The sequence below is a fragment of the Streptomyces aurantiogriseus genome (assembly GCF_014649375.1).
In the GTDB taxonomy this organism is placed as follows: Bacteria; Actinomycetota; Actinomycetes; order Streptomycetales; family Streptomycetaceae; genus Streptomyces; species Streptomyces aurantiogriseus.
In genome coordinates, this window is sequence record NZ_BMSX01000003.1 from 575,679 (window position 1) to 587,708 (window position 12,030).

The window sequence follows — 12,030 nt, forward strand, 5'->3', positions numbered from 1 at the left end:
GCACCCACTCACGAGCGCGGGGGCACCTGACCAACTCCGGCACCGGCGACGGGCGGTGCAGTGCTGTGTCGCGTGCTCCCTTTGCGGTGAACCAATGGACTCATGAGGAGGAACCCATGCGCGGTGCCAAGAGCGCCAAGTGGGTGGCAATAGCCGCGGTCGTGGCGCTGGGCGCGACGGCCTGTGGTGGGGGAAGCGGCGACAGCGGGGACGACAGCAAGGCCGCGATCGACCCGAACGGCAAGTTCTCGGTCGAGGTCGGCGAGCCGGAGAACCCGCTGCAGCCCGCCAACACCATGGAGTCCAACGGCAGCATCGTCATCCGCTCGCTGTTCTCCACGCTGGTCGACTACGACGCCAGCGGCAAGATCGTCATGGTGAACGCCCAGTCGGTCGACTCCACGGACAACAAGACCTTCACGGTCAAGCTGAAGCCGGGCTGGAAGTTCCACGACGGCACCCCGGTGACCGCCACGTCCTACGTCAAGGCGTGGAACTGGGCCGCCAATCCGGCGAACAAGCAGACCAACAGCTTCTGGTTCTCGGACATCGAGGGCTACGACAAGGTCGCTCCGGCCAAGGGCAAGCCCACCGCCACGGAGATGTCGGGCCTGAAGGTCGTCGACGACAACACCTTCACCATCACCCTGGCGAAGCCGCTGCCCTACTTCGTCTACAAGCTGGGCTACGAGGTCTTCGCGCCGCTGCCCGAGTCCTTCTACAAGGACCCGGCCGCCGCCGGCCAGAAGCCGGTCGGCAACGGCCCGTACAAGTTCGTCAGCTGGGACCACAAGAAGTCCATCGAGGTCGCCCGCTACGACGACTACCAGGGCCAGAACAAGGCGAAGAACGGCGGTGTGGTCTTCAAGAACTACACCAGCCTGGAGACCGCCTACCAGGACCTGAAGTCCAACAACGTCGACGTCCTGCGCCAGGTGGCCCCGAAGGACCTCCCGGTCTACAAGGCCGACCTCGGTGACCGCGCCGTGGACAAGCCCTACTCCTCGATCCAGTCGATCGCCGTGGCCTACTACACGCCGCAGTGGAAGAAGATCGACCCGAAGGTCATCCAGGGCCTGTCGATGGCCATCGACCGCGACACGATCACCAAGACGGTGCTGCAGGGCACCCGCGAGCCGGCCACCGGCTGGGTCGCCAAGGGCGTCCTCGGCTACACGCCGAACGCCGCCGGTGACATCACCAAGTACGACCCGGCCAAGGCCAAGGCGCTCATCGCCGAGGGCGGCGGCGTCCCGGGCAACGCCATCAGCATCCAGTTCAACGCCGACGGCGGCCACAAGGACTGGGTCGAGGCGGTCTGCAACTCCATCACCAAGGCCACTGGTGTGAAGTGCACCGGCGACTCCAAGGCGGACTTCCAGACGGACCTCCAGGCCCGTCAGAACAAGCAGGTCAAGTCGCTGTACCGCTCCGGCTGGGTGCTCGACTACCCGTTCATCGCCAACTTCATCCGCGACCTGTTCGGCACCCAGTCCGACGGCAACCAGGGCGGCTTCTCCAGCAAGGAGATCGACGACCTGATCGCCAAGGCGGACGCCGCCCCGTCGCTGGAGGAGTCGGAGAAGCTCTACCAGCAGGTCGAGAAGGAACTCCCGAAGTACATGCCGAGCATTCCGCTCTGGTACTACAAGGTCAACGCGGGCTACTCGGAGAACGTCACCGGCGTCGAGTACGCCCAGGACGGCGACCCGATCCTGACCGGCGTTCAGGTCAAGAAGAAGTAACCACAAGCCCGTAGTCCCGGGGCGCGGTCGGACCGCGCCCCGGGGAACGGCAGTGGCCGGGGGGCCCTTTCCGCACGCATCTTCCAGAGGTGCGCGGGGAAAGGGCCCGTCGGTGCTGTCGTGATTGACATGGAGGCACGATGGGGCGCTACGTCGCACGACGACTGCTCCAGATGATCCCGGTCTTCTTCGGGACAACCCTGCTGATCTTCCTCATGGTCTACGCCCTGCCCGGTGACCCCGTGAGCGGGCTGTTCGGCGACAAGGGCGGCAGCCCGCAGGTGATCGCAGCACTGAAGCACGAGTACGGCTTGGATCTGCCGATCTACGAGCAGTACTTCAACTACATGCGGGACATGATCCTGCACGCGGACTTCGGCACCCAGATCGCCAGCGGCCGCCCCGTCACCGACGTCCTGGGCGACGCCTTCCCGGTGACGCTGCGTCTGGCCGGCCTGGCCTTCGCCTTCGAGGCGGTGCTGGGACTCACGCTGGGCGTCCTCAGCGGTCTGCGCGCGGGCCGGGTCACCGACAACGCGATCCTGCTGATCACGCTGCTGCTGATCTCGGTCCCGGTGTTCGTCCTCGGCTTCATCCTCCAGATGGTCTTCGCCGACCAGCTCGGGTGGGTGGCTCCCAGCGTCAACGACGACACGGACCTCACCCAGTTCATCCTCCCGGCCGTCGTCCTGGGTACCGCGTCGCTGGCTTACGTGACCCGGCTGACCCGGACCTCGATCGCCGAGAACCTGCGCGCGGACTACATCCGCACGGCCGTGGCCAAGGGCCTGCCGCGCCGTCGCGTGGTGGGCGTCCACCTGATGCGCAACTCGCTGATCCCGGTGGTCACTTACCTCGGCGCCGACCTCGGTGCCCTGATGGGTGGCGCCGTCGTCACCGAGCACATCTTCAACATCCACGGCGTGGGCGGCACGATCGCCGAGTCCATCGTGCGACGCGAGGGCACCACCCTGATCGGCCTGGTGACCATCCTGGTCCTCGTCTACCTCCTCGCCAGCCTGCTCGTCGACCTGCTCTACGCGGTCCTGGACCCGAGGATTCGCTATGCCTGACGTGACCAAGACGGACGTCAAGGACGCCGTGGCCGAAGCCGCCGAGACTCCGGCGGCGGCACCGGCCACCCCCGCCAAGTCGGAGAAGGCCCGCAGCCTGTGGGGCGACGCCTGGGCCGACCTGCGCCGCAGCTGGATCTTCATCGTCTCCAGCCTGCTGATCCTGTTCCTGCTGACGATCACCTTCTTCCCCGGCTGGTTCACCAGCACGGACCCGATCCTGGGTGACCTGTCGAAGCACTACCTGCAGAAGCCGAAGCTGGGCGAGATAGGTTCGGCCGACTGGCTGGGCTACGACCAGCAGGGCCGCAGCGTGTACGCCCGTGTCATCTACGGCACCCGGGCCTCCGTGGCCGTCGGCTTCGGCACCACCATCGTGGTCACCCTCGCAGGCGGCCTGGTCGGCATGATCGCCGGCTATTTCGGCGGCGTCGTCGACTCGATCCTGTCCCGGCTGACGGATGTCTTCTTCGGCATCCCGTTCCTGCTCGGCACGATGGTCGCGCTGAACTCCTTCGAGCACCGCACGACCTGGGTGGTCATCGGCGCGCTCGGCTTCTTCGGCTGGACCCAGATCGCCCGTGTGATGCGCGGTGCGGTCATCACCACCAAGCAGGCGGACTACGTGCAGGCCGCGAAGGCCCTCGGTGCAAGCACTCCGCGCATCATGTTCCGGCACATCCTGCCGAACAGCCTCGCCCCGGTGATCGTCGTCGCCACCATCTCGCTCGGTGTCTACATCGGCGCCGAGGCCACGCTGTCGTACCTGGGCCTCGGCCTGAGCGGTGTGTCGTGGGGCAACGACATCTCCGACGGCGGCAACCAGATCCGCGTGGCGCAGTGGATCATGCTCTACCCGTCGATCATGCTCAGCATCACGGTGCTGGCGTTCATCATGCTCGGTGAGGCCGTCCGCAACGCCCTCGACCCGAAGATGCGCTGAGGGAGGCGTACGTGACCGTCATCGAAGAAACTTCCGTGCCCTCGCCGCGGGACGGCGGGGCCGACGGCGGCCCGCTGCTCGAAGTGCGTGACCTGCACGTCGAGTTCAAGACCCGGGAGGGTCTGGTCAAGGCCGTCAACGGCGTCAACTACAGCGTGAGCGCCGGTGAGACGCTGGCCGTGCTCGGTGAGTCCGGCTCCGGCAAGTCCGTGACCGCGCAGGCGGTCATGGGCATCCTCGACATGCCGCCGGCGCGGATCCCGCAGGGCGAGATCCTCTTCCGCGGTCAGGACATGCTGAAGATGTCCGCCGAGGAGCGCCGCAGGATCCGCGGACAGCGCATCGCCATGATCTTCCAGGACGCGCTCAGCTCGCTGAACCCGGTGCTGAGCGTGGGCTACCAGCTCGGTGAGATGTTCCGCGTCCACCAGGGCATGTCCAAGAAGGACGCCAAGGCCAAGGCGATCGAGCTGATGGACCGGGTGAAGATCCCGGCCGCCGCGGCACGCGTCAACGACTACCCGCACCAGTTCTCGGGCGGTATGCGCCAGCGCATCATGATCGCCATGGCGCTGGCCCTGGAGCCCGACCTGATCATCGCCGACGAGCCGACCACGGCCCTCGACGTGACGGTCCAGGCCCAGGTCATGGAGTTGCTCGCGGAGCTGCAGCGCGAGTACAACATGGGCCTCATCCTGATCACCCACGACCTCGGCGTGGTCGCCGACGTGGCGGACAAGATCGCGGTGATGTACGCGGGCCGGATCGTCGAGCGTGCCCCCGTGCACCAGCTGTACAAGCGGCCCGCGCACCCCTACACGCGCGGTCTGCTGGACTCGATCCCGCGCCTGGACCACAAAGGCCAGGAGCTGTACGCGATCAAGGGGCTGCCGCCCAACCTGCTGCGCATGCCGAGCGGTTGCGCCTTCAACCCGCGCTGCCCCAAGGCGCAGGACATCTGCCGCGAGGAGATCCCGGCGCTGGTGCCGGTCACCGAGCAGGACGGCAGCGAGCTGGTCGGCCGCGCCTCGGCGTGCCACTTCTGGAAGGAGACGATCCATGGCTGAGCTCAGCAAGAACGACGAGCAGCAGGACGCCACGCCGAACGTCTCCGAGGTGGAGGTCGTGGACGCCCACTCCGAGACGGAGGCGGTCGCCGCGATCGAGGCGCCCGTCGAGCGCGGTGAACCGATTCTCCAGGTGCGCAACCTGCAGAAGCACTTCCCGCTCACCCAGGGCATCCTGTTCAAGCGTCAGATCGGCGCGGTCAAGGCGGTCGACGGCGTCTCCTTCGACCTGCACCAGGGCGAGACCCTCGGCATCGTCGGCGAGTCCGGCTGCGGCAAGTCCACGGTCGCCAAGCTCCTGATGAACCTGGAGCGGCCGACGGCCGGCGAGATCTTCTACAAGGGCCAGGACATCACCAAGCTGTCCGGGCGCGCCCTGAAGGCCGTGCGCCGCAACATCCAGATGGTGTTCCAGGACCCGTACACCTCGCTCAACCCGCGCATGACGGTGGGCGACATCATCGGCGAACCCTTCGACATCCACCCCGAGGTGGCTCCGAAGGGCGACCGGCGCCGCAAGGTCCAGGAGCTGCTGGACGTCGTGGGTCTCAACCCGGAGTACATCAACCGCTACCCGCACCAGTTCTCGGGCGGTCAGCGCCAGCGCATCGGCATCGCGCGCGGGCTGGCGCTCAACCCCGAGATCATCATCTGCGACGAGCCGGTCTCCGCGCTCGACGTGTCGGTCCAGGCTCAGGTCATCAACCTGATGGAGAAGCTGCAGGACGAGTTCAACCTCTCCTACATCTTCATCGCACACGACCTGTCGATCGTCCGGCACATTTCCGACCGCGTCGGTGTGATGTACCTCGGGAAGATGGCCGAGATCGGCACGGACACGCAGATCTACGACCACCCGACACACCCCTACACCCAGGCGCTGCTCTCGGCGGTCCCCGTGCCGGATCCGGACGCACGCGAGCACCGTGAGCGCATCATCCTCACCGGCGACGTCCCGTCCCCGGCCAACCCGCCCTCGGGCTGCCGCTTCCGCACCCGCTGCTGGAAGGCCCAGGACAAGTGCGCCGAGGAGGTCCCCCTCCTCGCCGTCCCCGAGCGCTTCCAGGGTTCGGACACCCCGGCGGCCCACGAGTCGGCCTGCCACTTCGCGGAGGAGAAGGACGTCGTGCACGCGGCGTGACCCGCTGATCGGCAGACGCCGGTGCCCGGCACCTCGAAGAGAGGCGCCGGGCACCGGCCTTTTCCCGGAGGAAGGATGCTTCGAACGGCCCAGCCCAGCCGTTCCGGGTCATCCTCCTGACGCCCTTTGAACCCGTACGGGTGGGGTGAAAGTGCGTGAAAACCACCATGTGTCGATATTGACTGGTAAAGGATCCAGGTCCGGTGCAATACCCGGGTCCGGGCCCGGGTCAGTCAAGAGGAGGCACTCCATGCGTGGAGCCCCACACGCCACATGGGTCGCGTGCGCGGCGGCGCTGACGCTCGTGGCGACCGCCTGCGGGGGCGGGGCCGCCGGCAGCGACACCGGCGCGGTGCTCAGCTCCTCCTGGGGAGACCCGCAGAATCCGCTGGAGCCCGCCAACACCAACGAGGTCCAGGGCGGCAAGGTCCTCGACATGATCTTCAGGAGCCTGAAGAAGTACAACCCGGACACGGGCCAGGCCGAGGACATGCTCGCGGAGAAGATCGAGACGACGGACTCGCAGAACTTCACGATCACCGTCAAGGACGGCTGGACGTTCAGCAATGGCGAGAAAGTGACGGCGAAGTCCTTCGTCGACGCCTGGAACTACGGCGCGAGCCTGAAGAACAACCAGAAGAACGCGTACTTCTTCGAGTACATCGAGGGCTACCCGGAGACGCACCCCGACGACGGCAGCAAGCAGACCGCCGAGACCCTCTCCGGTCTCAAGGTCGTCGACGAGCGGACCTTCACCGTCAGGCTGAAGCAGAAGTTCTCGAGCTTCCCCGACACCCTCGGCTACGCCGCCTACGCCCCGCTGCCCCAGTCCTTCTTCACCGACCACGCCGGCTGGCTGAAGAAACCGGTCGGAAACGGGCCGTACACCATCGAGTCCTACGCCAAGGGCTCCCAGATGGAGCTGAGGACGTGGGAGGACTACCCCGGCCCGGACAAGGCGGTCAACGGCGGGGTGACCCTGAAGGTCTACACCGACAACAACACCGCCTACACCGATCTGATGGCCGGCAACCTCGACCTCGTCGACGACGTGCCCGCCTCCCAGCTGAAGAACGTCAAGAGCGACCTGGGCGACCGCTACCTCAACACCCCCGCCGGCATCATCCAGGTCCTCGCCTTCCCCTACTACGACAAGGACTGGAACAAGCCCGGCTCCGACAAGGTCCGCACCGGCCTGTCCCGGGCGATCAACCGCGAGCAGATCACCGAGACGATCTTCCAGAGGACCCGCACCCCCGCCTCCGACTGGACCTCCCCGGTGCTCGGCGAGGACGGCGGCTTCAAGGAGGGCCTGTGCGGGGACGCCTGCGACTACGACCCCGAGGCGGCCAGGAAGCTCATCGAGGAGGGCGGCGGCCTCCCCGGCGGCCAGGTGAAGATCACCTACAACGCGGACACCGGCTCCCACCGGCAGTGGGTCGACGCGGTCTGCAACTCCATCAACAACGCCCTCGGCAACGAGAAGGCCTGCGTCGGCAACCCCGTCGGCACCTTCGCCGACTACCGCAACCAGATCGGCGACCGGAAGATGCAGGGACCGTTCCGGGCCGGGTGGCAGATGGACTACCCCCTCATCCAGAACTTCCTCCAGCCGCTCTACTACACCAACGCCTCCTCCAACGACGGCAAGTGGTCCGACGAGAAGTTCGACCGGCTCGTCGACGAGGCCAACGCCGAGACCGACCCCGCGCAGGCGATCCGGACCTTCCAGCAGGCCGAGGAGGTCGTGAGGGACAACATGGCCGCCATCCCGCTCTGGTACCAGAACGGCAGCGCCGGCTACTCGGAGCGCCTGTCGGACGTCAGGCTCAACCCGTTCTCCGTCCCCGTCTACAACGAGATCAAGGTCAGCTGACCCGCCATGGGCCGGTATGTGATCCGGCGTCTGCTCCAGATGATCCCGGTGTTCATCGGCGCCACGCTGTTGATCTTCCTGATGGTGAACGTGATGGGCGATCCCGTCGCGGGGCTCTGCGGCGACCGCCAGTGCGACCCCGCCACCGCCGCCCAGCTGAAGAAGGAGTTCGGCCTCGACAGACCGGTCTGGCAGCAATACCTGACCTACATGGGGAACGTCTTCACCGGCGACTTCGGTACGGCGTTCAACGGCCAGCCGGTCACCGAGCTGATGGCGACGGCGTTCCCGGTCACCATCCGGCTCACGATCGTCGCGATCCTCTTCGAGATCGTCATCGGCATCACCCTCGGTGTCGTCACGGGCCTGCGCCGGGGCCGGCCCGTCGACACCGGCGTCCTCCTGGTCACCCTCGTCGTGATCTCCGTCCCCACCTTCGTCACCGGCCTGCTGCTGCAGTTGCTGCTCGGCGTCGAGTGGGGGTGGATCAAACCGTCCGTCTCCTCGGCGGCGACCTTCGACGAACTGATCGTGCCGGGCCTGGTGCTGGCCTCCGTCTCCCTCGCCTACGTCACCCGGCTCACCCGCACCTCCATCGCGGAGAACAAACGGTCCGACTACGTCCGTACCGCCATCGCCAAGGGGCTGCCCCGGCACCGGGTCATCACCCGGCACCTGCTGCGCAACTCCCTGATCCCCGTCGTCACCTTCATCGGCACCGACATCGGCGCCCTGATGGGCGGCGCGATCGTCACCGAGCGGATCTTCAACATCCACGGCGTCGGCTTCCAGCTCTACCAGGGGATCCTCCGGCAGAACACGCAGACCGTGGTGGGCTTCGTGACCGTCCTCGTCCTGGTCTTCCTGGTGGCCAACCTGCTCGTCGACCTCCTGTACGCCGTACTCGACCCGAGGATCCGCTATGCCTGACCAGCCGTACGAACCGGGGGGCGCCATCGCCGGGACCGGCGCGGGCGGTGCGATGGACCTGGCGGCGAGCGAGGGGGCGTCGCTGGAACAGCACCCCTCGGCCGCCTCCGGCGGACGCGCACCGGGAGGCCCGAAGGGCACGGGCCCCTTCGGGCCGGACGCATCGGCCGCCGCCGGCGGGCGCGCACGCTCCCTGGGCTCCGACGCCTGGCGGGACCTGCGCCGCAACCCCGTCTTCCTCGTCTCCGCCCTGATCATCCTCTTCCTGGTCTTCATCTCCCTGTGGCCCTCGGCCATCACCTGGGAGAGCCCTCTCCAGTGCGACCTCGCCAAGGCCCAGGAGGGCTCCCGGCCCGGCCATCCCTTCGGCTACGACGGCCAGGGCTGCGACGTCTACACCCGTACCGTCTACGGCGCCCGGACGTCCGTCACGGTCGGCGTCTGCGCCACGCTCGGGGTGGCGATCCTCGGCTCGGTCCTCGGCGGGCTCGCCGGCTTCTTCGGCGGGACGGGGGACGCCGTCCTGTCCCGGGTCACCGACATCTTCTTCGCGATCCCGGTCGTCCTCGGCGGTCTGGTCCTCCTCTCCGTGGTGACCAGCACTACGGTCTGGCCGGTCATCGGGTTCATGGTGCTGCTCGGCTGGCCCCAGATCTCCCGTATCGCCCGCGGCTCGGTCATCACCGTCCAGCAGAACGACTACGTCCAGGCCGCCCGCGCGCTGGGCGCCTCCAACTCCCGGCTCCTGCTGCGGCACATCGCGCCCAACGCCGTGGCGCCGGTGATCGTCGTGGCGACCATCGCGCTCGGTACGTACATCGCGCTGGAGGCGACCCTGTCCTACCTCGGCGTCGGGCTGAAGCCGCCGACCGTCTCCTGGGGCATCGACATCTCCGCCGCCTCGCCCTACATCCGCAACGCCCCGCACGCGCTGCTGTGGCCCTCCGGCGCGCTGGCGATCACCGTCCTCGCGTTCATCATGCTCGGCGACGCGGTGCGCGACGCCCTCGACCCGAAGCTGAGGTGACGGGCCCGATGCTGCTCGAAGTGCGCGACCTGCACGTGGAGTTCCGCACCCGCGACGGGATCGCCAGGGCCGTCAACGGCGTCACCTACGGGGTGGACGCCGGCGAGACCCTCGCCGTGCTCGGCGAGTCCGGCTCCGGCAAGTCCGTCACCGCCCAGGCGGTCATGGGCATCCTCGACACGCCGCCCGGCCGGATCACCGGCGGCGAGATCCTCTTCCAGGGCCGGGACCTGCTGAAGCTGAAGGAGGAGGAGCGCCGCAAGGTCCGGGGCGCCGAGATGGCGATGATCTTCCAGGACGCGCTGTCCTCGCTGAACCCCGTGGTCTGCGTGGGCGACCAACTCGGCGAGATGTTCGTCGTGCACCGGGGCATGGGGAAGAAGGACGCGCGGGCCCGGGCCGTCGAGCTGATGGACCAGGTGCGCATCCCGGGTGCGAAGGAGCGGGTCAAGGACTACCCGCACCAGTTCTCCGGCGGTATGCGCCAGCGCATCATGATCGCGATGGCGATCGCTTTGGAACCGGCGCTCATCATCGCCGACGAGCCGACCACCGCCCTCGACGTCACCGTCCAGGCCCAGGTCATGGACCTGCTCGCGGAGTTGCAGCGCGAGTACCACATGGGCCTGATCCTCATCACCCACGACCTCGGCGTGGTCGCCGACGTCGCCGACCGCATCGCCGTGATGTACGCGGGCCGCATCGTCGAGTCGGCGCCGGTCCACGACCTCTACAAGGCCCCGGCCCACCCGTACACCCGCGGCCTGCTGGACTCCATCCCGCGCCTGGACCAGAAGGGCCAGGAGCTCTACGCCATCAAGGGCCTGCCGCCCAACCTCATGCACATCCCGTCGGGCTGCGCCTTCCACCCGCGCTGCCCGATGGCCCGCGACGTGTGCCGGACGGACGTACCGCCGCCGTACGAGGTGTCCGAGGACCGCGCGAGTGCCTGCCACTTCTGGAGGGAGTGCCTGGATGGCTGAGCCGGTTCTGGAGGTCAGCGGGCTCGTCAAGCACTATCCGCTGACCAGGGGCATCCTCTTCAGGAAGCAGGTCGGCGCGGTGAAGGCCGTCGACGGCGTCGACTTCACGCTCGGCCGCGGCGAAACCCTGGGCCTCGTCGGGGAGTCGGGCTGCGGCAAGTCGACGGTCGCCAGGATGCTGGTCAGCCTGGAGAGGCCGACGGCCGGGACGATCAGGTACCGGGGCGAGGACATCACCCGGTTGTCGGGGAAGGCCCTCAAGGCCGTCCGCCGCAACATCCAGATGGTGTTCCAGGACCCGTACACCTCCCTCAACCCCCGGATGACGGTCGGCGACATCATCGGGGAGCCCTACGAGATCCACCCGGAGGTGGCCCCGAAGGGCGACCGGCGCAGGAAGGTCCAGGACCTGCTCGACGTCGTCGGTCTCGACCCCGAGTACGTCAACCGCTATCCGCACCAGTTCTCCGGCGGCCAGCGCCAGCGCATCGGCATCGCCCGCGCCCTCGCCCTGCGCCCCGAGGTGATCGTCGCCGACGAACCGGTCTCCGCGCTGGACGTCTCGGTCCAGGCGCAGGTCATCAACCTGCTGGACCGCCTCCAGAGCGAGTTCGAGCTCTCCTGCCTCTTCATCGCGCACGACCTGTCGCTCGTGCGGCACATCTCGGACCGGGTCGGGGTGATGTACCTGGGCAGGATCGTGGAGATCGGCCGGGACACCGAGATCTACGACCATCCCACGCACCCCTACACCCAGGCCCTGCTCTCCGCCGTCCCCGTACCGGACCCGGAGGCCCGCGAACACCGCGAGCGCATCATCCTCGCGGGCGACGTCCCGTCCCCGACGAACATCCCCTCCGGCTGCCGCTTCCGCACCCGCTGCTGGAAGGCCCAGGAGCGCTGCGCCCTGGAGGTGCCGGCCCTCGCGGTCCCGGAGGAGTTCCGCCGCACGACCGGCCCGGCCGCCCATGACTCCGCGTGCCACTTCGCGGAGGATGTATCGATCAGGCGCTCCGCGCCGGAGGTGGTGCTCCCACCCGAGGAGACCCGGGAGGATCATGTCAACGGGAGTGCATAGCAGCACATTTGTGCAGCAACCGCGTTAACACGCAGGCAACTTGGCTGACCCGGTTCCGATATACGGACGCGTCAGGCTGAACAGCGTACGGCCGTGCGGGTGCCGTAAACGGGCCGGGGCGCGCCATGTCGCCCCGGCCCGTTGCTGTTCTTTGCGCCTGAGCCGGC

The 12,030-nt window shown here is 67.8% G+C and carries 10 protein-coding genes; all 10 read left to right on the forward strand.

Features of this window, described 5'->3' with window-relative positions:
• Positions 1-116: 116 nt before the first annotated feature.
• The 10 genes from IE263_RS09190 to IE263_RS09235 all read left to right on the forward strand — a co-directional run bounded on the left by IE263_RS09190 (position 117) and on the right by IE263_RS09235 (position 11,863).
• Positions 117-1,745 (forward strand): peptide ABC transporter substrate-binding protein, encoded by a 1,629-nt coding sequence (locus tag IE263_RS09190; protein WP_189934160.1) that lies wholly within the window; start codon positions 117-119, stop codon positions 1,743-1,745.
• Positions 1,746-1,885: 140 nt separating this feature from the next.
• Positions 1,886-2,818, forward strand: a complete 933-nt coding sequence (locus tag IE263_RS09195) for an ABC transporter permease (protein WP_189934162.1) — start codon at positions 1,886-1,888, stop codon at positions 2,816-2,818.
• A complete protein-coding gene (locus IE263_RS09200) occupies positions 2,811-3,761 on the forward strand; it encodes an ABC transporter permease (protein ID WP_189934164.1) in 951 nt (316 codons plus the stop codon). The genes IE263_RS09195 and IE263_RS09200 overlap by 8 nt, the downstream gene beginning before the upstream one ends.
• 11 nt (positions 3,762-3,772) lie before the next feature.
• Positions 3,773-4,828, forward strand: a complete 1,056-nt coding sequence (locus IE263_RS09205) for an ABC transporter ATP-binding protein (protein ID WP_189934166.1) — start codon at positions 3,773-3,775, stop codon at positions 4,826-4,828.
• Complete coding sequence (locus IE263_RS09210) at positions 4,821-5,969, forward strand: ABC transporter ATP-binding protein (protein ID WP_189934168.1); 1,149 nt, start codon at positions 4,821-4,823, stop codon at positions 5,967-5,969. Before IE263_RS09205 ends, IE263_RS09210 begins: the two co-directional genes overlap by 8 nt.
• A 250-nt stretch (positions 5,970-6,219) precedes the next feature.
• On the forward strand, positions 6,220-7,845 hold the full coding sequence (locus IE263_RS09215; RefSeq protein ID WP_189934170.1) for a peptide ABC transporter substrate-binding protein: 1,626 nt from the start codon (positions 6,220-6,222) through the stop codon (positions 7,843-7,845).
• A gap of 6 nt (positions 7,846-7,851) precedes the next feature.
• Complete coding sequence (locus tag IE263_RS09220) at positions 7,852-8,775, forward strand: ABC transporter permease (protein ID WP_189934172.1); 924 nt, start codon at positions 7,852-7,854, stop codon at positions 8,773-8,775.
• Positions 8,768-9,802 (forward strand): ABC transporter permease, encoded by a 1,035-nt coding sequence (locus IE263_RS09225; RefSeq protein WP_189934174.1) that lies wholly within the window; start codon positions 8,768-8,770, stop codon positions 9,800-9,802. Before IE263_RS09220 ends, IE263_RS09225 begins: the two co-directional genes overlap by 8 nt.
• A gap of 8 nt (positions 9,803-9,810) precedes the next feature.
• Positions 9,811-10,785: an ABC transporter ATP-binding protein gene (locus IE263_RS09230; RefSeq protein WP_189934176.1), complete on the forward strand. Its 975-nt coding sequence runs from the start codon at positions 9,811-9,813 to the stop codon at positions 10,783-10,785.
• Positions 10,778-11,863 (forward strand): ABC transporter ATP-binding protein, encoded by a 1,086-nt coding sequence (locus tag IE263_RS09235; protein WP_189934178.1) that lies wholly within the window; start codon positions 10,778-10,780, stop codon positions 11,861-11,863. Before IE263_RS09230 ends, IE263_RS09235 begins: the two co-directional genes overlap by 8 nt.
• Positions 11,864-12,030 lie beyond the last annotated feature (167 nt).

What these genes read in the sequence shown, in the direction of transcription:
- IE263_RS09190 (WP_189934160.1), top strand. Translation starts at nt 117, where the DNA reads ATGCGCGGTGCCAAGAGCGCCAAGTGGGTGGCAATAGCCGCGGTCGTG.
- IE263_RS09195 (WP_189934162.1), top strand. Translation starts at nt 1,886, where the DNA reads ATGGGGCGCTACGTCGCACGACGACTGCTCCAGATGATCCCGGTCTTC.
- IE263_RS09200 (WP_189934164.1), top strand. Translation starts at nt 2,811, where the DNA reads ATGCCTGACGTGACCAAGACGGACGTCAAGGACGCCGTGGCCGAAGCC.
- IE263_RS09210 (WP_189934168.1), top strand. Translation starts at nt 4,821, where the DNA reads ATGGCTGAGCTCAGCAAGAACGACGAGCAGCAGGACGCCACGCCGAAC.
- IE263_RS09215 (WP_189934170.1), top strand. Translation starts at nt 6,220, where the DNA reads ATGCGTGGAGCCCCACACGCCACATGGGTCGCGTGCGCGGCGGCGCTG.
- IE263_RS09220 (WP_189934172.1), top strand. Translation starts at nt 7,852, where the DNA reads ATGGGCCGGTATGTGATCCGGCGTCTGCTCCAGATGATCCCGGTGTTC.
- IE263_RS09225 (WP_189934174.1), top strand. Translation starts at nt 8,768, where the DNA reads ATGCCTGACCAGCCGTACGAACCGGGGGGCGCCATCGCCGGGACCGGC.
- IE263_RS09230 (WP_189934176.1), top strand. Translation starts at nt 9,811, where the DNA reads ATGCTGCTCGAAGTGCGCGACCTGCACGTGGAGTTCCGCACCCGCGAC.
- IE263_RS09235 (WP_189934178.1), top strand. Translation starts at nt 10,778, where the DNA reads ATGGCTGAGCCGGTTCTGGAGGTCAGCGGGCTCGTCAAGCACTATCCG.